Source organism: Mycobacteroides chelonae CCUG 47445 (genome assembly GCF_001632805.1).
Lineage (GTDB): Bacteria > Actinomycetota > Actinomycetes > Mycobacteriales > Mycobacteriaceae > Mycobacterium > Mycobacterium chelonae.
Genome location: NZ_CP007220.1, coordinates 442,323 through 459,467 on the forward strand (window position 1 = coordinate 442,323; position 17,145 = coordinate 459,467).

19 protein-coding genes and 1 tRNA gene are annotated in these 17,145 nt (G+C 63.7%); 11 read left to right on the plus strand and 9 right to left on the minus strand.

Going from position 1 to position 17,145, the window contains the following annotated elements:
- Window positions 1-106: 106 nt before the first annotated feature.
- On the plus strand, window positions 107-1,312 hold the full coding sequence (locus tag BB28_RS02240) for a DNA polymerase III subunit delta' (protein ID WP_046252355.1): 1,206 nt from the start codon (window positions 107-109) through the stop codon (window positions 1,310-1,312).
- A 57-nt stretch (window positions 1,313-1,369) separates the two neighbouring features.
- A tRNA-Thr gene (locus BB28_RS02245) sits at window positions 1,370-1,445 on the plus strand.
- A gap of 31 nt (window positions 1,446-1,476) precedes the next feature.
- On the opposite strand, the gene BB28_RS25455 is transcribed toward BB28_RS02245, so the two are convergent.
- Window positions 1,477-1,653 carry a hypothetical protein gene (locus BB28_RS25455; RefSeq protein WP_225422067.1) on the minus strand — a complete coding sequence of 59 codons (177 nt, stop codon included), beginning with the start codon at window positions 1,651-1,653 and terminating at the stop codon, window positions 1,477-1,479.
- Here BB28_RS25455 and BB28_RS02250 point away from each other — a divergent pair.
- The 5 genes from BB28_RS02250 (at window position 1,582) to BB28_RS02270 (ending at window position 6,284) form a co-directional block, all read left to right on the plus strand.
- Complete coding sequence (locus tag BB28_RS02250; protein WP_225422028.1) at window positions 1,582-2,265, plus strand: alpha/beta fold hydrolase; 684 nt, start codon at window positions 1,582-1,584, stop codon at window positions 2,263-2,265. The genes BB28_RS25455 and BB28_RS02250 overlap by 72 nt on opposite strands.
- A gap of 62 nt (window positions 2,266-2,327) precedes the next feature.
- Complete coding sequence (locus BB28_RS02255) at window positions 2,328-2,849, plus strand: hypothetical protein (RefSeq protein WP_046252356.1); 522 nt, start codon at window positions 2,328-2,330, stop codon at window positions 2,847-2,849.
- On the plus strand, window positions 2,849-3,985 hold the full coding sequence (locus BB28_RS02260; protein WP_046252357.1) for a hypothetical protein: 1,137 nt from the start codon (window positions 2,849-2,851) through the stop codon (window positions 3,983-3,985). Before BB28_RS02255 ends, BB28_RS02260 begins: the two co-directional genes overlap by 1 nt.
- Window positions 3,982-5,133 (plus strand): hypothetical protein, encoded by a 1,152-nt coding sequence (locus BB28_RS02265; RefSeq protein WP_046252358.1) that lies wholly within the window; start codon window positions 3,982-3,984, stop codon window positions 5,131-5,133. Before BB28_RS02260 ends, BB28_RS02265 begins: the two co-directional genes overlap by 4 nt.
- Complete coding sequence (locus BB28_RS02270) at window positions 5,130-6,284, plus strand: hypothetical protein (RefSeq protein WP_046252359.1); 1,155 nt, start codon at window positions 5,130-5,132, stop codon at window positions 6,282-6,284. Before BB28_RS02265 ends, BB28_RS02270 begins: the two co-directional genes overlap by 4 nt.
- On the opposite strand, the gene BB28_RS02275 is transcribed toward BB28_RS02270, so the two are convergent.
- Window positions 6,224-6,646 (minus strand): helix-turn-helix transcriptional regulator, encoded by a 423-nt coding sequence (locus BB28_RS02275; protein WP_046252360.1) that lies wholly within the window; start codon window positions 6,644-6,646, stop codon window positions 6,224-6,226. The genes BB28_RS02270 and BB28_RS02275 overlap by 61 nt on opposite strands.
- A gap of 261 nt (window positions 6,647-6,907) precedes the next feature.
- Window positions 6,908-7,600 carry a GAP family protein gene (locus BB28_RS02280; RefSeq protein WP_030095861.1) on the minus strand — a complete coding sequence of 231 codons (693 nt, stop codon included), beginning with the start codon at window positions 7,598-7,600 and terminating at the stop codon, window positions 6,908-6,910.
- 202 nt (window positions 7,601-7,802) lie between these two features.
- Here BB28_RS02280 and BB28_RS02285 point away from each other — a divergent pair, with 202 nt between their 5' ends.
- Window positions 7,803-8,498, plus strand: coding sequence for a CPBP family intramembrane glutamic endopeptidase (locus BB28_RS02285; RefSeq protein ID WP_030095860.1), 696 nt, complete (start codon window positions 7,803-7,805; stop codon window positions 8,496-8,498).
- Here the strand turns inward: BB28_RS02285 and BB28_RS02290 are convergent.
- Window positions 8,495-8,929: a DoxX family protein gene (locus BB28_RS02290; RefSeq protein ID WP_046252361.1), complete on the minus strand. Its 435-nt coding sequence runs from the start codon at window positions 8,927-8,929 to the stop codon at window positions 8,495-8,497. The genes BB28_RS02285 and BB28_RS02290 overlap by 4 nt on opposite strands.
- Window positions 8,930-9,011: 82 nt before the next feature.
- On the opposite strand from BB28_RS02290, the gene BB28_RS02295 reads away from it, so the two are divergent.
- A complete protein-coding gene (locus tag BB28_RS02295; protein ID WP_046252362.1) occupies window positions 9,012-9,572 on the plus strand; it encodes a TetR/AcrR family transcriptional regulator in 561 nt (186 codons plus the stop codon).
- Here the strand turns inward: BB28_RS02295 and BB28_RS02300 are convergent.
- The 3 genes from BB28_RS02300 to BB28_RS02310 are packed head-to-tail and all read right to left on the minus strand — an operon-like array spanning window position 9,569 to window position 13,558.
- Window positions 9,569-10,132 (minus strand): DUF4352 domain-containing protein, encoded by a 564-nt coding sequence (locus BB28_RS02300; RefSeq protein WP_046252363.1) that lies wholly within the window; start codon window positions 10,130-10,132, stop codon window positions 9,569-9,571. The two genes, BB28_RS02295 and BB28_RS02300, sit on opposite strands and share 4 nt — an antisense overlap.
- Complete coding sequence (locus BB28_RS02305; protein WP_046252364.1) at window positions 10,129-11,775, minus strand: CocE/NonD family hydrolase; 1,647 nt, start codon at window positions 11,773-11,775, stop codon at window positions 10,129-10,131. The genes BB28_RS02300 and BB28_RS02305 overlap by 4 nt, the downstream gene beginning before the upstream one ends.
- A 10-nt stretch (window positions 11,776-11,785) precedes the next feature.
- Entirely contained in the window at window positions 11,786-13,558 is a 1,773-nt protein-coding gene (locus BB28_RS02310) for a hypothetical protein (RefSeq protein ID WP_046252365.1), read from the minus strand.
- Between the two features lie 105 nt (window positions 13,559-13,663).
- Here BB28_RS02310 and BB28_RS02315 point away from each other — a divergent pair, with 105 nt between their 5' ends.
- Window positions 13,664-14,596, plus strand: coding sequence for an NAD-dependent epimerase/dehydratase family protein (locus BB28_RS02315; RefSeq protein WP_046252366.1), 933 nt, complete (start codon window positions 13,664-13,666; stop codon window positions 14,594-14,596).
- Here BB28_RS02315 and BB28_RS02320 read toward each other — a convergent pair.
- Together BB28_RS02320 and BB28_RS02325 are read right to left on the minus strand one after the other, a co-directional pair.
- Window positions 14,552-14,947: a DUF2304 domain-containing protein gene (locus BB28_RS02320; RefSeq protein WP_046255461.1), complete on the minus strand. Its 396-nt coding sequence runs from the start codon at window positions 14,945-14,947 to the stop codon at window positions 14,552-14,554. The genes BB28_RS02315 and BB28_RS02320 overlap by 45 nt on opposite strands.
- Window positions 14,947-15,645 (minus strand): glycosyltransferase family 2 protein, encoded by a 699-nt coding sequence (locus BB28_RS02325; protein WP_046252367.1) that lies wholly within the window; start codon window positions 15,643-15,645, stop codon window positions 14,947-14,949. The genes BB28_RS02320 and BB28_RS02325 overlap by 1 nt, the downstream gene beginning before the upstream one ends.
- Window positions 15,646-15,755: 110 nt before the next feature.
- Between BB28_RS02325 and BB28_RS02330 the strand changes: the two genes are divergently transcribed.
- Complete coding sequence (locus tag BB28_RS02330; protein ID WP_046252368.1) at window positions 15,756-17,141, plus strand: WS/DGAT/MGAT family O-acyltransferase; 1,386 nt, start codon at window positions 15,756-15,758, stop codon at window positions 17,139-17,141.
- Window positions 17,142-17,145 lie beyond the last annotated feature (4 nt).

Genomic DNA, 17,145 nt, shown 5'->3' on the forward strand with positions numbered 1-17,145 from the left:
CCGCGCCAGTCACTCGTTAACCGTAGCTGTCGGCGGTGACGGCGGCGTTTCACACGCCTATGCGGCTTGTTCGGGGAGTCGGATCCGGCAGCTAGGGTTGGTGGCGATGAGCGGGGTTTTCGGTCGCCTGGTGGATCAGGGAGCGGTGGTTTCCACGCTCTCCTCTGCGGCATTGGCCGCGCGTGGGGATGACGTGGGCCGGATGACCCACGCGTGGTTGTTCACCGGACCGCCGGGGTCGGGCCGATCGGTGGCCGCTTTGTGTTTTGCCGCCGCCCTCCAGTGTGAATCGGAGGGGGCTGCGGGCTGTGGGGAGTGCCGTGCTTGCACCACCACGATGGCCGGGACCCATGCTGACGTGCGCAGAGTCGTTCCCGAGGGATTGTCGATCGGTGTGGACGAGATGCGCGCCATCGTGCAGGCGGCCTGGCGCCGTCCGAGTACCGGGCGTTGGCTGGTGGTGCTGATCGAGGACGCCGACCGGTTGACCGAGGGCGCCGGCAACGTGCTGTTGAAGGTGGTGGAGGAGCCGCCGCCGCGAACGGTGTTCTTGCTGTGCGCCCCCTCGGTGGACCAGGAGGACATCTCGATCACCTTGCGATCGCGCTGCCGTCATGTGGCGCTCGTCACCCCCTCGGTGACTGCTATCGCACAGGTGTTGACGGACCGCGACGGGATCGATCCCGAGCAGGCGCAGTGGGCCGCATCGGTGAGCGGTGGTCATGTCGGCCGCGCGCGCAGGCTCGCCACCGATGAGCAGGCCCGTGCCCGGCGGCTCCGAGCATTGGGGCTGGCCCGGGAGGCTGCGACCCCCACGCGGGCGTATGCGGCGGCCGAGGAGTTGGTGAGCAGCGCCGACACCGAGGCGAAGGAACAGACGGCCGCCCGCAACGAGGCCGAAGAGGAAGAGCTGAGGACGGCGCTGGGGGCCGGCGGCACCGGCAAGGGTGCGGCGACAGCGCTGCGCGGAGCAGCGGGTGTCTTGAAGGACTTGGAGCGTAAACAAAAATCGCGTCAGACCAGGGCATCGCGTGATGCCCTGGACCGCACGCTCATCGATTTGGCCACCTACTTCCGAGACGCCCTGGTGCTGTCGGTGGGCGCTGCCGAGGAGGGCCGGGTGGCGCTGCATCACCCCGATATGGCCGACCGGCTCGGGCCGATGGTGGACCGGGTGCCCCCCGAACAGCTTCTGCAATGCATCGAGGCCGTTCTAGCGTGCCGAGAGGCACTGGCGGTCAATGTGAAACCCAAGTTCGCGATCGATGCCCTGGTCGCGACGGCGGGGCAGGCGCTTCGTCCCTCGGAATGAGATTGGGCGTCGTGGCAGGGGTGCCGTAGACTCTCGGTCGCTGGGTTCGCCCGGCGTGCTGCCCTAGCTCAGTCGGTAGAGCAATTCACTCGTAATGAATAGGTCGGGGGTTCGATTCCCCCGGGCAGCTCCATGCGGAGTACGTGGTTCGGGCCCATATGGAATTAGACGGAAGTCTTCGTCGCGATGGTTGTGTGCTCAGATACTCCGATATTGCTGGTTCGGGCATTCCGGTCGTGTTCATCCATGGAGCGGGCGCAGACCATGCCATGTTCGAATCCCAGCGCGATGTCCTCCGGGCGGCCGGATTTCGCGTTGTGCTCTTCGACTTGCGCGGACATGGAGTCTCGAGACCTAATACGGCCGCCATCACAGCGGACGTGCTGGTATCAGACGTGGAAGCGTTGATCGCCCACCTGGGCCTGAGCCGGCCGGTGTTCATCGGACTTTCTTTGGGCGGCAACATCGCGCAGCGTCTTGTCAGGCAGGCGCCGAATGGCTATCGGGCGCTGGGTGTCCTCGACTCGACCTGGAACACCGGTCCATTGTCTTGGATCGAAAGGTCATCTTTGCGGCTCGCTGCTCCGCTGCTGCGGCTCATACCGGCACGATCCTTGCCGGGTGTCATGGCGGATGCCTCGGCGGTTACCGAGCCCGCGCGTGCCTACCTGCGCCGGGCGTTTGCGGCGATATCGAAGGCCGAGTTTCTCAGGATATGGCGCGTGACCACCGAGTTCGTTGAGCCCGATAGCGATTACCGCACACAGTTGCCACTGCTGCTGATGCGCGGAGCAAAAGATCGCACCGGAAACATCGCGACATCAATGCCGCAGTGGGCAATCGCGGACGGCGTCGCCGAGGTGGTCATTCCCGATGCCGGTCATGTCGTGACGTTGGATGCCCCCGAACCTGTGAATTTTGCGCTCCTCGCCTTTCTCCGGAACTTGACGTAAATCACTTCGCTGCCGGGTACTTCTGCTGTGGGCGCAACGCAAGGCCGCTAGCATCATTGCTCATGTGGTTTGCACAGCGCGATGCCGGCCGTTACGGCTTGGTCGTTGCTGCGGTGGACCAGGTGCTGGCCACGGCTACCGGGCGGCAAGGTTCGGTGGTTGATGTCGCACATAGCTGGGCCCACGCGAACGGCAGGGTAATGGACATCGAGGACGCGCCCCTCGCTGCCGGCGTTTTTGGTCAGTGGATCTCGTTCCCTGACAGGGACCTCGTTCAGGTAGGACAAGGAGTCGTGGGCCGCGACCGCACAATCGCACACGAGTTGGGTCACATGGTGTTGGGGCATCGCGGTCTGCCGATTGCCGAGTACGCCGCGGAGCATGTCCGTACGGTGGCACCTGAACTGGTCGCTCGCATGCTGCAACGCAGTTGTGGCGCTGATGAATTGACCCATAGCGACGACCGTTGGCCGCAGGATGAACTAGCTGCTGAGCGGTTCGCGGCATTACTCGTGCGCCGCTTGCGGTCCGGCCGACGCGACCGCCCGAGCTGGAGCCCATACGTCGACGACGCGCTGGGGTAATGACTCGCTCGGTGTGGGATTCCCTGCATGCTGTGCGCATAGCGGTACTGATCGGATTTCTACCGGTAGTGCTGTACCGGATCTGGCGGCTGGTCCGGTACCCCACGTCGATCCCCGCCATCGCTGCCACGGCCTTCGGAGTATGGGTGTGGTTTTGGATGTTGATGTTCACCGAGCCGGTGTGGGCGGCGATGCCGCCCTACGTACACGCGGTGACCATGGGTGGTTGGGCACCGGTCTGGATGGCTTGCTGTTTGCAGATCTTCGTGATTGGCATCAGCGGTGATGCTTCGCAGGGCTGGATTCGCCGCGGGCTGCGTGCCACCTTCTTCGTGACCGGTTTGGTCCTTGTCGTGGTCGCGGTAGCGGTGAGTCAGAGCCGTGTGTTGGTCTCGTCTGCCGACATGCTTACGCTCACCAACACTCTCCTCGACGGCGGGGATCGTGGTGCAGCCGTTGCCCAAGTTGTGAGCTGTGGCTTCCTGGCAATAGTGCTCGTTCAGCTCGCGTGGGTCGGATTCCGCCATGCCGACCGCACCCCCGTCGGCATGGGACTGGGACTGTTGGCGGCGGCAGCACTATTGCAACTGACCGCACTTGTGCTTACCGGAATCTGGCGACCCATGATTGGGATCGGCGGTGTGTATGGTCCTCTGCTCCAGATCTTGCCCGGATGTATCGGCGCGGTACTTATGGTCGTGGGATTCGCCTGGCCGCCCGTGATGCTCCGTGTTCAGGCGCGGCAAGAGCTGCGGCGACTACGTCCGCTCCATGAGGCTCTCGTCAACATGTTCCCCGGGCTCTTCCCTCCCATGGAATCTCAAATAAGATTGTCGGACTTGGTATTTGAATGGGTAGCGCACGTGCAGGACGGTCTCACCATCTTGTCGCAGCGCCGTGAGGTACCTGTCGAGGGCAGTATGCCACTTCCCGCTGATCAGCCAAGTCAGGTTCTGGGAGTGGCGAATTGGATCTCCGGCCAGTCGGTTTCGGGATTCAGCTGCCAATGGCTGCATCCGCCCATCGGCATGAGCGACCAGGCGTGGGTGCTCGCGATCGCCGATGCTTACCGGAACTGCGCGGAGACTTCCGGGTTTCAGGAAGCCGGACATGAGCGTCTGCCGGTGGGAGGATGATCACCCGCTCGATGTGGGAGGTCATGCAGACGGTGCGCGTTGCGTTGCTGATCTGCTTCCTGCCGATGGTGTTGTACCGGATCTGGCGGGTGATCCGTTACCCGACATCAATCCCAGCCGTTGCGGTAACTGCCTTCGGGGCGTCCGCTTGGCTCTGGTTCCTCGCATTCACCGACTCTGTATGGGCCGTCCTACCGCAGATCGTGCGTGCCGTCAGCATGGGTGGGTGGCCGGCCATTTCAATCGCCGCCTGTCTACAGGTCTTCGTTGTCGGCATCAGCGGTGACGCCTCACCAGATCGGGTTCGTCGAGGGCTGCGAATCACTTTCGCGATGGCTGCGCTCGCACTCGTTGTCGTGGCAGTGACGGTGACGAACAGCAGCGTGCTCATGACAACGTACGACGCATTGACGATCTCTAACATCGTGTACTCCGGTGGCGACCGCGCCTCGGCAATTGCCACGATTGTTACTAGTGGGTACGTGATATCGGTGGTTCTCCAAATGATGTGGGTCGGCTTTCGGCATGCCGACCGAACGCCTGTCGGAGTAGGCCTAGGGTTGCTGGCCACCGCATCGGTATTCCAGGTTGTGGGAAGCCTTTGTGGGGGGGTCTGGCGCCCGCTCGCGCACGGTGGGGGCTTTATAGGCAGTCCGGTGGGGCTGTGGTTTCAGACGCTCCCGGGATGCGTCGCTGCGATCTTGATGGTCGCGGGCTTCCTCTGGGCGCCGGTGGTATCGCGTGTTCAGGCCCAGCGGGACATGCGACGGCTGCGGCCCCTTCACAACACGCTCGCCGATATGTTTCGGGGACTGTTTCCACCGGCGGAACATCAAATACGTTTGTCAGAGAAGGTATTCGAGTGGTGCACGCATATTCAGGACGGTCTTACGCTTTTGGCGCAGAGCCGCGGAGTGCCGCTAGATAGCGCCGCGCAGGTTCCAGAAGAGGAGACGGCGCGGGCCTTGGCTGTGAGTAATTGGATTCTAGGTCAATCGGTTTCGGGATTCAGCTGCCAGTGGCTGCATCCGCCCATCGGCGTGAGCGACCAGGCTTGGGTGCTCGCTATCGCTGATGCCTACCGCAACCGTATGCAGGGTTCCGGTGTGCGGGAAGCCGGACGTGTGCGTCTGCCGGTGGGAGGATGATCGCCCAGTCCACATGGGACTTGATGCAGATAGTGCGCATCGCAGTGCTCATCTGCTTTCTGCCGGGGTTGCTGTACCGGATCTGGCGGATTGTGCGGTACCCGACATCAGTTCCCGCTGTCGCGGTAACTGTCTTCGGGGTGTCGGTGTGGATCTGGTTCGTGGTGTACACCGACTGGGTGTGGGCCGCGTTGCCGGCCGCCGCGCGTGCGGTCAGCGTGGCGGGTTGGCCAGCCATCACGATCGCGGCGTGTTTGCAAATTTTCGTCGTTGGTATCGGCGGTGATGCGTCGCCCGAGCGCATTCGCCGTGGGCTATGGATCACTATGGCAGGAGCGGCGATTGCACTTACCGTCGTCTTCATCGCTATGAGTTACAGCGAGGTGGTCCCGAGGGCTGATGATGTGCTGGCGACCGCAAATGCCATGTACGCCGGGACTGATCGCGGTGCGCTCGTCGCAATTGTGGTGAGCAGTGGGTACATGGTGTTAGTGGCTCTTCAGCTCGCATGGGTGGGCTCTCGCAACGCTGATCGAACTCCCGTCGGCGTAGGTCTGGGCTTGCTAGCGGCTGCATCGGCGTTTCAGGTGGTTGCGAGCGTCTGTGGCGGGATGTGGAGCCCGCTGAGTCGGGGCGAGGGCTTCATCGGCGGCGCGGTCGGACGGTGGCTGCAGACCTGGCCGGGGTGTATCGCAGCGGGTTTGATTGTCGCGGGCTTTCTGTGGCCGCCCATCATGCTGCGTGTTCAGGCACGGCGAGAATTGCGGCGGCTAGGCCCGCTCCATGACGCACTCGCCGGTATGTTTCCGGGGCTGTTCCCGCCCGTGGAATCGCGAATTCGATCGTCGGACTTGGTGTTCGAATGGACGACGCATGTCCAGGATGGACTCACGCTATTGGCGCAGAGTCGACGGGTGCCGCTAGTAGCCGACTTGCCTCTGCCAAAGAGTGGCTTAGAGCGGACTCGGGATGTTGTGAATTGGCTTGTAGGTGAAGAAGCTCCAGGCTTCAGTTGCGAATGGTTGCGTCCGCCTGAAGGTATGAGTGAGGGGCCTTGGGTGCTCGAGATCGCCGACGCGTACCGGGAACGTCAGGAAGACTTGGAGGCGCCGGCTTCCTTGTCGGGTATGCCCTCGACCTTGCGTAAGTGATCGACCATGTCGGCGATGGCCTGCCGACTGTTCTCGGAGAGCGCATAGCTGCGCTGCGCGATCTCACGAACCTTTGAGTCACGCAGCTGCACAAGCCAATCCAAATCGCGATTCACCGACGCGGCGTAGTCGGCGTCGTAGAAGTAGGCGGGGCTCACCTGGAAGAACTCGGCTAGTGCCGCGACGATGTCCGGCGCCGGGTTCGATCGTTCGCCCTTGCGCAGGAGCGACAGATAGGGCGAGGACACCTCGACCCCGCGCTCGCCCAGCGCGGTGACAACCTCGTTGAGGGAATAAGGTCCGCGCCCGGCCGGATGCACAGTGGCAAACAAATGGCTCAAGCGCTGCGAAAAGTCTGGCACAGCACCCCCTCACATACTTTCACTTCGCAGCCCAACGATACACGCACATGCCGCGCTGCTCATCGTAGGTCTGCGGGTGTCTGAGCGCTATGAAACTTATCGGAAGGGTAAGTCATTGACAAGGACTATTTACTAACAGTAATGTCCGGGGTGTTCGTTCGGCTAATCAAGGTCGATCGTGCTCGGCTGGTCAATCGCTGTGCTCATCGTGGGGTTGAGCACAGCGAATGGTCAGCCGATTTTCGTACGAGTCCTGCGTGCTTAGCGGAGCCCCAGAGCACTGTGATGCAGCAGCGCGCCGACAATCAGTACGCCCCCGAGGCCCAGGAATATGACCCGAATCGCGGTGGGGCCGTATCGCGTCACCGTTCGCACTAGACCTCGCTGCACTCGCCGCGCGCGAGGGGACCGTCGCGTCGACAGTACGAGAATCAGCAGACTGGGAAGAATCGCGACCAAGCCATAGCCGACCAACAGCAGCGGCCACATCGACGGCAGCGGGTGACGTGAGGCGAGCATCGCCAGCGCGCTCAAATACGGAACAGATGTGGGTGCCTCCGCGTAGCCCAATGCGAGACCCACAAGCGCGAGAAGCCATGGATGGCGTCGCGCAACAGTGCGAATCCATGGTGGCGTCACCGGTTCGGTGAACCAGGTCAGCGCCGCAACGGCGATCAACAGAATGCCGATGATCAGTTGCGCCCAGTATCGGGTGGACGGGGTGATGTCCGAGCCGCCGGCCACATCGGTCAGCGAGCGCACACCGAGCACGGTCGCGAGTCCAAAGGTGAACAGCGCCACGAAGAGGCCGGTGACGAAGCTGAGGCCGCCGGGAAATGCCGACCGCCGTTCCAGCCGGGTCACATAGACGATGGTGGTTGCGACACCGATGTTGAGCACGTTGAGGGCGTCCAGGCAGGCGAATCCTGCGAACGCCAGCAACAGGGTGAGCACGATTCCAGAACTTACGTGAGCCGGATCGTGTTCCGGCTCTGGCCGGGTTGTGGGGACTGCCACAGTCGCTCATGTGCTGCCCCCGGGACGGTAGTCACGACTGGATCACACTCTGACCTGGGCCAACGTCACCGCCGGTACTCTGAACCGGATGCCTACTCAGACCTCGGCCGCTGTTGCGCCCCTGCACGGATTGCGGGACGTGCGCACGTATATCGATATCGCCGTCGTGGTCGCCGTTCTCGTGGCCACGAATCTGATCGCGCACTTCACCACGCCATGGGCCAATTTCGTGGTGGTACCGGTCGCCGCGATCGGGCTGCTGGCTCTGATCCGCTACCGCGGCCATTCGTGGGCTGAGCTGGGGTTGGGCCGGGACCACTGGCGTTCGGGCGCCAAATACGCAGCCGTCGCGGTTGTCATCGTCGGCGCGGTGATCGGCATCGGTCTCTTGCTGCCGGTCACCCGGCCTATGTTCCTCAACAGCAGTTACGCCACGACCGTCTCGGGTGCGTTGCTCGCCTCCTTCGTCCTGATCCCGCTGCAGACCGTGATTCCCGAGGAGCTCGCATTTCGGGGGGTTCTGCACGGCACGATGGCTCGAGCCTGGGGCTTTCGCGGAGTCGCGGCCGTCGGGTCTCTGCTGTTCGGCTTCTGGCACATCGCCACGTCCTTGGGATTGACGACCGGCAACGTCGGCCTGACCAAGCTGCTCGGCGTGGGCCTGTGGGCACAGATCGCCGGCGTGGCCGGAGCGGTGGTGGCCACCGCTCTTGCCGGATTTGTCTTTACGTGGCTGCGGCGTCGTAGTGGCAGCCTCTTGGCGCCCATCGCGTTGCATTGGTCGCTCAACGGAATGGGAGTGCTGGCCGCAGTCCTGGTCTGGCATCTCGTCTAGCCCCATACGACGATCGCGGTAGCCGCGAGAAACAGCAGCTGTTCGGCGGTGCGCCAACCAAGGGGAGTGGACAGCGGATTCGACCGCTGACTCGCGGCATACACATTGGCCGGAAACATCACCACCAACAGCACTCCCAAGCACGCGGCTGCCACCACCCTCGTCGAGGGAACGAGGACACCGATCGCGCCGAGCAGTTCGAGGACTCCGGTGAGCGCCACCAGGAACCCGGGCGCCGGAATCCGTGGCGGAACGATCGCGATCATCGCATCACGCATCTTCGGGACGAAATGTGCGATCCCGGTCAGCGTGAACATCGCGGCGAGACCGACCGCCACCGCGGCTGGCCACGAACTGACGAGTGCCGACCCTTGAGTGCCGACTAAACGCGCCAGGAGCGTCCCGGCGAGCAGGGCAATGAGCGGTGCCATGACAATTCTCCAATCTTGACATTGACTAGATAGACATTACCGTCAAACTTGTCACTGTCAAGATCGGCGCTATGCTGATGTGATGGCGTATCACCATGGCGATCTGCGGGCGGCGATCCTGGCCAGCGCGGCCGACATGGTGAGCCGCCGCGGCCCCACCGAGCTGTCACTACGGGAACTGGCTCGCGAGGCGGGTGTCTCCCACGCCGCACCCGCCCACCATTTCGGCGATCGTCGCGGACTGTTCACCGCGCTGGCGGCCGACGGATTCACCAAACTGGCCGAGGCGCTGCACGGCGCGCACCCCGACTTCCATGCCGCGGCGCTGGCCTACGTGGACTTCGCCTTGAGTCATCCGGGCCACTACTCGGTGATGTTCGAACCCGCGCTCCTAGATTGCACCGACGCGCAATTGACCGCGGCACGTGAGCGTGCCGGGGCGGCACTGAATGCGGGAATCGAGACGTTGACGCCACGTCAGACCTCGGCCGACAAGGTCACCGCGGCCCGCGCTGCGTGGTCATTGGTGCACGGTTTTGTCTCGCTGTGGTCGACTGGGGCACTTGCTGATTCGCGTGAAGAAGCCGATCCGAAAACGATCGCCTCGCAGATCGCCTATGCGCTGTTCCCGCCCACCGGCTAGCCGAGTAGAACCTTTGCGCCCTTGGATCGGTAGTCGGTGTGCAGATCGATCTCCTTGGGCACCGTGCCGGCCGGCACGTCGTAGACGAGCACTGACCGCTTCTGTGCGCCGGGTCCCAGTTCTGCGCCGGGCTCGAGCTGTTCGGCATTGCGCGCCAAGATATTTGCCATGCTATCGGGCGTGTACTCCTTGCCCGCGGCGTCCTTGAGCTTTTGTTCATCGCCGAGGAAGGAGTGGGTGGTCTGTCCGAGGTTGAGAACCTCGACGTGGACCACGACGAAGGTGCCGACGGCGGTCGCCTGCAGCGCGGGATTCGCCACGTCACCAACGGTTCCGGCATCACTCACCCGGGTGACCACAAACGCGAGGTCGCCATCGCGCACCTGCTGTCCAAGAGCCCCGGGTTTGCCTTCTTCCGCCGTGACCACCTTGGTCTCCGCCCCTCCGCCGGTAGGGCCGACGTGGATCAGGGTCGGGCGGCTCTCCGAGGCCTCACCGCCTCCGCACGCGGTGAGAAAAATTCCGGTAAGGCCCAGAGCGCAAAGGCGTTTCGCGATCATGAAGTGCGCAGTACCGGCAATGTCACGGCCGAGGGATGTTCCTCGTCGTGGCGGATCTCGAAGTGGATCGGAACAATGCGGCTGGCGGTCGCCAACGGCTCACCGGAGCCGGTGTTGCGGGCATGATTCGGAAACGCACCCCCACTGATCTGGACCCGCAGCCGATGTCCCCGCGCGAAACGATAACCGGTGGGATGCATGGTCACCTGTACCGGTGAATCCGCGGTACCGTCTAGTTTGATAATTCCATCAGTTACATTGCGAGACAAACCCTTTCGGTCAACATCGCAGAGTCTTACGAACAAATCGCCCTGACCACTGTCGGTTGTCACGTACACCGATGCCGAAACCGGGCCGACCAGGTCAAGATCTTTGGTCAGGGGCTCGGTGGTGAAGACCAGCACATCGGAGCGTCTTTCGATGGAAGTGTTGTCGCGCTGCCCGGACACTCTGGCATCAAGCAGCGGCCCGCCCACCACCGGGGTGGGATCCTTTGGGTCGTACGTGAAGGTGTCGGCGGTGCTATCACCTTGTGGCGCTTGCCAATCAAGCCCGCGATTGGCCTGCAGATGCAACGGTGTGGGCATCGAACTCTTCGGCGGCCAATGATCGAAGTCCAGCCATTGGCCGGCCTTCTGGAGGTAGACCCGCACCGGTGCGCGATGGGTTGATGAGGTGTCGCCGTGCAGATGGGCCGCCAGCCAGGAAAAGCTGTCGGCTATCGCCGTCTTGATCGACTTCGCATGGTCCCAAGAGCCGATGGTGATACGCCGCGGGCAGTCGGCCTTCTGTAGCTCCTCGTAATCGCGGAGCTGACCTACCAGAAGCAGATCCCACCACCCGGTCACCATGCTCACGGGTGTGCCCAGCGTCGCAAGCTGGGCGGTGTGGTTGATCTCGTCCCAATAGTCGTCATCGTTGTGATCGGTCACGGTGCGCCAGAAGGGTTCTGGCTTTCCGATCGCGACATTGTCGGCGTCGGCGAGAGGTAGGTGATCCATCGCTCGGCGCACCCGCTTGCCGTGCGCATTCGCCCGCAGCAGGCGGACCGCCTGCGGGATCTCCGGTGAACCGACCGCCGCGGACCACGTCAGCAGATTGTGCAGGTTGAACGACCCGCCAGGATAGAAGAGCTCGGTGAAGTTGCTGGTGGTGATTGCCGGGCACATGGCGGCCAGGGGTGGCTCGATGTACGGCGCTACCGCCCACTGCGTATGCCCGAGATACGACGGACCGGCGGTAGCGAGTGTGCCATCGCACCACGGCTGTTCGCGGACCCAGGCGGCGGTAGCAAGGCCGTCCGCCCGTTCCTGCCGAAACGCGTCGAATTTGCCTTCGGATCCGAATTGGCCCCGGGTATCTTGTACTACCACCTGAAACCCTTGACGGGCCAATAACGTTGCCCAGAGTTGGCTGATGATGCCCTGCTTGTCGTACGGGGTGCGGAAGATGACGGCAGGCAAGGGGTCCTGCCCCGGCGGGCGGAAGTGGTCGGTAGCGAGCTTGACGCCGTCGGGCATCCTCACCGGGATGTCGCGGCGCGTCTGTATCTGAGTGAACTGGGGTTCGGGCAGATCGAGCAGCTTTTCCAGGACGGGTGCAGAGAGTCGTCCGGTCCAGGTCAAAGCCAGTTCTCCGAGCATGGCGCCCAATCTACCGGGGAGCGAGCGCCCCTACCGGCCCGACGGCGGCGCACAGTGACAATGACTGGGTAATCGGTTGCAGGGTAAGTGAATTACCCGAACCTGGGAGTCTGATGAACACCCGATTGAGTCCCGGCCGAACGGGAACCTTGATTCTGGGCCCGTTGGTGAACGATGCCCACACGGCACCCTCGGTATTGGCCAGGTAGTTCAATTCGACGATCCAATCTGCGGGGAGCAGCGGCCCCGTCAGCGGCATGGTCTGCGTGGACTGCACCAGGTACCCGCATCCGGGAACCGGGCCTTCGGTGAGGGCCCGCACCCACGTCACCTGGGCGTCGAGTAGGTGGCCATAGCGATCGAGCATCCGTAACTGCGTTGTGGTGGAACCGATCTCTGGTCGGGGGCGCACCAGGGCGAACATATGACTCAACAGGTTCTCCGGTCGCACCACATTCTGCAGCACCAGCGGATCAACTTCCTGGTCCAGCACCGCCGGTCCGTCCGCGACCGCCGCCAGGGACTCTTTCACCGTGGCGATGTACGGCGAGGCGGGATTGTTGCGCCAGCTGTGTAGGTAGTTGGCCGTGGATACCAGGCTGCTCCCCACGAACAACGCCAGCACCAGCGCGACTACGGCGGTGCGTCGCGCAGAACTGTCCAGGCTCGTACTGCCCGGCCGATTCGAGGCGGTGAGCCCCACCGCCGCCAGCAGCGTCCCGACGACCACCAGATCAGGCAGATACCGCAAGGTCTGCGCGAGCAGCAGCGCCGTGAACGCCGACGAGCGCATGAGATAAATCGGCACCTCACTGGCCGCCAGATATCCCAGCAACGTCAGCCAGACCAGCCCAAGTCGCTGCTTGCGGAAACAGGTCAGCGCCACGGTCGCGGTGAGCACCAACGCCCCCAGCCAGATCACGAAGGTCGAGGGTTCGGCCCACGGGGAGCTGGGCACCCAACGGTCCCAATGCCACGGACCACCCACCAACCCGGGAAGCACCCCGTGCGTGAACGAGCGTTGGAGCAGCGACCATGTCATCGACAGATCGGTGCTCCAGCGCTTCTGGTCCACCACCACCAGGTATAGCGCGATCCATGCTGCGGTAAGGGCTCCCGCCGGAACCAACAGCACCACACCCCGACGCCATGTCCGCCCCAGCGCCGACCACTCGTCGCCGCGCAGGTACGCCAGCAGCGTCACCACCGCGAACGCGACGAAGGGAATGACCACCGACTTCTCGAAGAACAGAAGCCCACCGAGGAACGCGCACATCGCCGTCACCGCGTACCGACGGTTTCCGGTGCGATCCAGCAGCACCGCGTCGGCGACGAACCAACACATCGCGGTCAGCATTGGCAGGGAATTCAGCGCGGCCGACCACCAGGTGAAACCTGGGATCGCCAGCGGCGTGAACAGTGCGAACGTGAGCGGAACAAGGAGCACCGGCCGCCAGCCCAGAATCACCCATAGCGTCCGCAGCAGCGACAGGGACGCTAATGCCTGCATGATCACCAGGCTCAGCGCGGGCCAGAACCAATTCAACGGTGCGAGCTTGGTGAGAATGCCGGCCAGCAAGAACGCCGCGGGCATGACGTGCCCATCGTGGTCATCGAACAGGTACGACGGCGAGAACAGGCCCTGTGTACCGGCGCGGCCGACCAGGATCAGGTCATCCCAATAGAAATCTCCCCCGAACGCCAGCACACCGCGCACGACAAGGTGCACCACGATGAGAGCCGCTGCGGCAACGGCAACGCGGTTGGTTCTGGCGAAAGGCATCAGGGCCCGAGACTAGCGATGAACGCTTGCGGGAAGAACATCAGGCACGGTCGGTAGGGTGGGGCCGAATGCCGTGAGCTATGCGAACAAAGAGGGAGTCGCCACGTGCGGGCAATGGTTACCGGAGCCGCAGGATTTATCGGATCGACGCTGGTCGACCGGCTGTTGGCGGACGGGCACGAGGTAACGGGTCTGGACAACCTGGCCACCGGGAAGGTGTCGAATCTGGAGGCCGCCGAGGCGCATTCCGCCTTCACCTTCGTCAAGGACGACATCGTCGAGGCAGATCTGGACGCCGTCGTGGCCGAATTCTCGCCCGAGGTGATATTCCACCTGGCCGCGCAGATCGATGTGCGCCACTCGGTTGCCGATCCGCAGTTCGACTCCTCCGTCAATGTCGTCGGTACTGTGCGGCTGGCCGACGCCGCCAGGAAGGCGGGCGTACGCAAGATCGTGCATACCTCATCGGGCGGCTCGATCTACGGCACTCCCGAGCAGATCCCCACCGGCGAATCTGTCCCCACCGATCCACATTCGCCATACGCCGCAGGCAAGGTGGCCGGAGAGATCTACCTCAACACCTTCCGGCATCTGTACGGGCTGGAGTGCTCACATATCGCTCCGGCCAATGTGTATGGGCCGCGCCAGGATCCGCACGGTGAGGCGGGCGTCGTGGCCATTTTCGCGCAGGCGCTGCTGTCGGGACGCGTCACCAAGGTGTTCGGTGACGGCGGAAACACCCGGGACTACGTATTCGTCGACGACGTGGTGGACGCCTTCGTGCGCGCATCGGGTCCCGATGGCGGAGGACAGCGTTTCAATGTCGGTACGGGAGTCGAAACCAGTGATCGGCAGCTACATTCGCTGGTGGCCGCGGCCGCCGGCGCACCGGATGATCCGGAGTTTCATCCGCCCCGGCTGGGCGATCTGCGTCAGTCTTGCCTGGACGTCCGCCTGGCCAAGAGCGTGCTGGGATGGGAGCCGAAGGTGGCGCTAACGGACGGAATCGGAAGGACCGTCGACTTTTTCCGGAGCTAGCTCCGAAGCAACGTCGCCCGTCGGGGGCTCGGCGCCGCGTAACGCGACGGCGCGTGCGAGCCGCGAATAGCGCAGCTCCAAATCCTTGAAACGCAGGTAGGTGCTGAGCGTCGTGAACGCGAACGCGATGATCATGGCGTAGAGCATCAGGTCGGTGCCGCGGCCCAGGCCGAGCCAATGTGCCAGCGTGGTGGTGTCATTGGGTCGCAAGATGGCGTAGATACCTGCGACCACGAAGACCACGAACCCGAGCTTTACCCAGGCCTTGGCCTGCGCGGTGCTGCGCGAACGCAATAGATACACCAGCAACAGCAGGACCGCGACGATCAGCAGCGGCTGAATCCAGGTGATCACGGCAACCTCCGGCGGAACGCGGTGTCGAACATGATGTTGACCCCGTTGATCAGCGATTGGCCCTTGGCCATCGAATACTCGGTGTACAGAATATCGACCGGCTGTTCGGCTACCCGCCAATGATTTTCGGCGATCACCGCGATGAACTCGCTGGCGTGGCCCATGCCGTTCATGGTGATGTTGAGTCCGTTGGCGACGGTCCGGTTGAAGACGCGCAGTCCGTTGTGAGCGTCGGTCAGGTTGAGGCGGCGGGTGCGCGGGCTCAGCAGCACAACGGTTTTCAGCACGATGCGTTTGATGAGGGGTACGTGGCCCGGCGCCGATCCGGCGCCGAAGCGGGTGCCGACGATGATGTCGAGGGGTTCCAGTCGCAGCCTGTCCACCATCGCCACCACGTCCTTGACCTGATGCTGGCCGTCGGCGTCGAAGGTCACGAAGATCTGAGCTCCGGGCTGTGCGCGCGCGTATTCGACCCCGGTCTGTATCGCCGCGCCCTGGCCGAGATTGACGGGGTGGCGGACCACGTGTGCGCCCGCGCCGTGCGCGAGTGCGGCGGTACGGTCGGCGCTGCCGTCGTCCACGCAGACGATGTTAGGGAAGGTGCCGAGCGCCGCGGCGATGACGTCGGCGATGACTGGTCCCTCGTTGTAGGCGGGGATGACCAGCCAGACGTCGCTGTTACCGGTGTTGCTCACTGGGATCAAGGTAGCACCGGTAACTCACCGGTGAACGTCGGCTCCACCCGGCCCCGACGAGTCCGGCCATTCCGGCAGAAGGGAAGGTCGGCCGCACTAATGTTTCGGCCATGCAGCGGCTGTCTGGGGTAGATGCGGCGTTCTGGCACGCCGAAACGTCGGGTTGGCATATGCACATTGGGGGGCTGTCGATCTTCGACCCCAGCGATGCCCCCGATTACAGCTTTGAACGGGTACGCGGTCTCATCGTGGAGCGGCTGCCGTCGATGCCGCAGTTGCGATGGCGGGTCACCGACGTCCCGCTGGGTTTGGACCGGCCGTGGTTCGTGGAGGACGAGGAGCTCGATCCTGATTTCCACATCCGCCGCATCGGCGTGCCCGCCCCCGGCGGTCGCAAGGAGCTCGAAGAACTGGTCGGCAGGCTGATGTCCTACAAGCTCGACCGGTCGCGGCCACTGTGGGAGCTCTGGGTCATCGAGGGGGTTGAGGGCGGGCGCGTTGCGACGCTGACCAAGATGCATCACGCCATCGTCGATGGCGTCTCGGGTGCGGGTTTGGGCGAGATTCTGCTCGACATCGCCCCGGAGCCGCGACCGGCGCCCGACGACACCGTGGGATCGTTGGTCGGGTTGGGCCTACCCAGTCGCGAGCGCATCTTGCTGAGCGCCCTAGTCAACGTGGGTGTCAAGACGCCCTACCGGGTGGTCCGGTTGGTTCAGCAGACGGTCCGCCAGCAGCTGGCGGTTTTCGGTATGGAACGCAAATCTCCCGGATACTTCGAGGCGCCGCACACCCGATTCAATGCGCCGGTGTCACCGCATCGCCGCGTCTCCGGCGCACGTCTCGAATTGGCGCGGGTCAAGGCGCTCAAGGATGCGTTCGGGGTGAAGGTCAACGACGTGGTGTTGGCGATCGTTGCCGGCGCGGTCCGCGACTACCTGCTCAAGCGTGACGAGCTGCCGGATAAGCCATTGATCGTGCAGATTCCGGTGTCGGTGCGCACCGAGGAAACCGATGGGGTGGTAGGCAATCAGGTCAGTTCGATGACCGTGACCCTGGCGACCGATATCGACGACCCGGCCGAGCGGATCAGGGCCATCTATGAGGGGACACAGGGCGCCAAGGAAATGGCGCGGGCGATGTCGGCCCACCAGATCATGGGGTTGACGGACACGACGCCGCCCGGGCTGCTGCAGCTGGCCGCGCGGGCCTACACCGCCAGCGGGCTGTCCCGGAATCTGGCGCCCATCAACCTCGTGCTCTCCAACGTTCCTGGTCCGTCGTTCCCGCTGTATATGGCCGGTGCCAGACTCGAGTCGTTGATTCCGCTGGGCCCGCCCGTCATGGACGTTGCCCTCAACATCACCTGCTTCTCCTATCTGGAGCATCTGGATTTCGGTTTCGTCACCACGCCGGAAGTAGCCGCGGACATCGACGAGATGGCCGACGGCCTCGAGGCCGCGCTGGTGGAGCTGGAGCACGCCGCGGGGATCTGACGCG

Excerpts from the sequence above, each read along its gene's own strand:
- BB28_RS02240 (WP_046252355.1), top strand. The coding sequence starts at position 107 with ATGAGCGGGGTTTTCGGTCGCCTGGTGGATCAGGGAGCGGTGGTTTCC.
- BB28_RS02250 (WP_225422028.1), top strand. The coding sequence starts at position 1,582 with ATGTTCGAATCCCAGCGCGATGTCCTCCGGGCGGCCGGATTTCGCGTT.
- BB28_RS25455 (WP_225422067.1), bottom strand. The coding sequence starts at position 1,653 with ATGTCCGCGCAAGTCGAAGAGCACAACGCGAAATCCGGCCGCCCGGAG.
- BB28_RS02255 (WP_046252356.1), top strand. The coding sequence starts at position 2,328 with ATGTGGTTTGCACAGCGCGATGCCGGCCGTTACGGCTTGGTCGTTGCT.
- BB28_RS02260 (WP_046252357.1), top strand. The coding sequence starts at position 2,849 with ATGACTCGCTCGGTGTGGGATTCCCTGCATGCTGTGCGCATAGCGGTA.
- BB28_RS02265 (WP_046252358.1), top strand. The coding sequence starts at position 3,982 with ATGATCACCCGCTCGATGTGGGAGGTCATGCAGACGGTGCGCGTTGCG.
- BB28_RS02270 (WP_046252359.1), top strand. The coding sequence starts at position 5,130 with ATGATCGCCCAGTCCACATGGGACTTGATGCAGATAGTGCGCATCGCA.
- BB28_RS02290 (WP_046252361.1), bottom strand. The coding sequence starts at position 8,929 with ATGGCACCGCTCATTGCCCTGCTCGCCGGGACGCTCCTGGCGCGTTTA.
- BB28_RS02295 (WP_046252362.1), top strand. The coding sequence starts at position 9,012 with ATGGCGTATCACCATGGCGATCTGCGGGCGGCGATCCTGGCCAGCGCG.
- BB28_RS02300 (WP_046252363.1), bottom strand. The coding sequence starts at position 10,132 with ATGATCGCGAAACGCCTTTGCGCTCTGGGCCTTACCGGAATTTTTCTC.
- BB28_RS02305 (WP_046252364.1), bottom strand. The coding sequence starts at position 11,775 with ATGCTCGGAGAACTGGCTTTGACCTGGACCGGACGACTCTCTGCACCC.
- BB28_RS02310 (WP_046252365.1), bottom strand. The coding sequence starts at position 13,558 with ATGCCTTTCGCCAGAACCAACCGCGTTGCCGTTGCCGCAGCGGCTCTC.
- BB28_RS02330 (WP_046252368.1), top strand. The coding sequence starts at position 15,756 with ATGCAGCGGCTGTCTGGGGTAGATGCGGCGTTCTGGCACGCCGAAACG.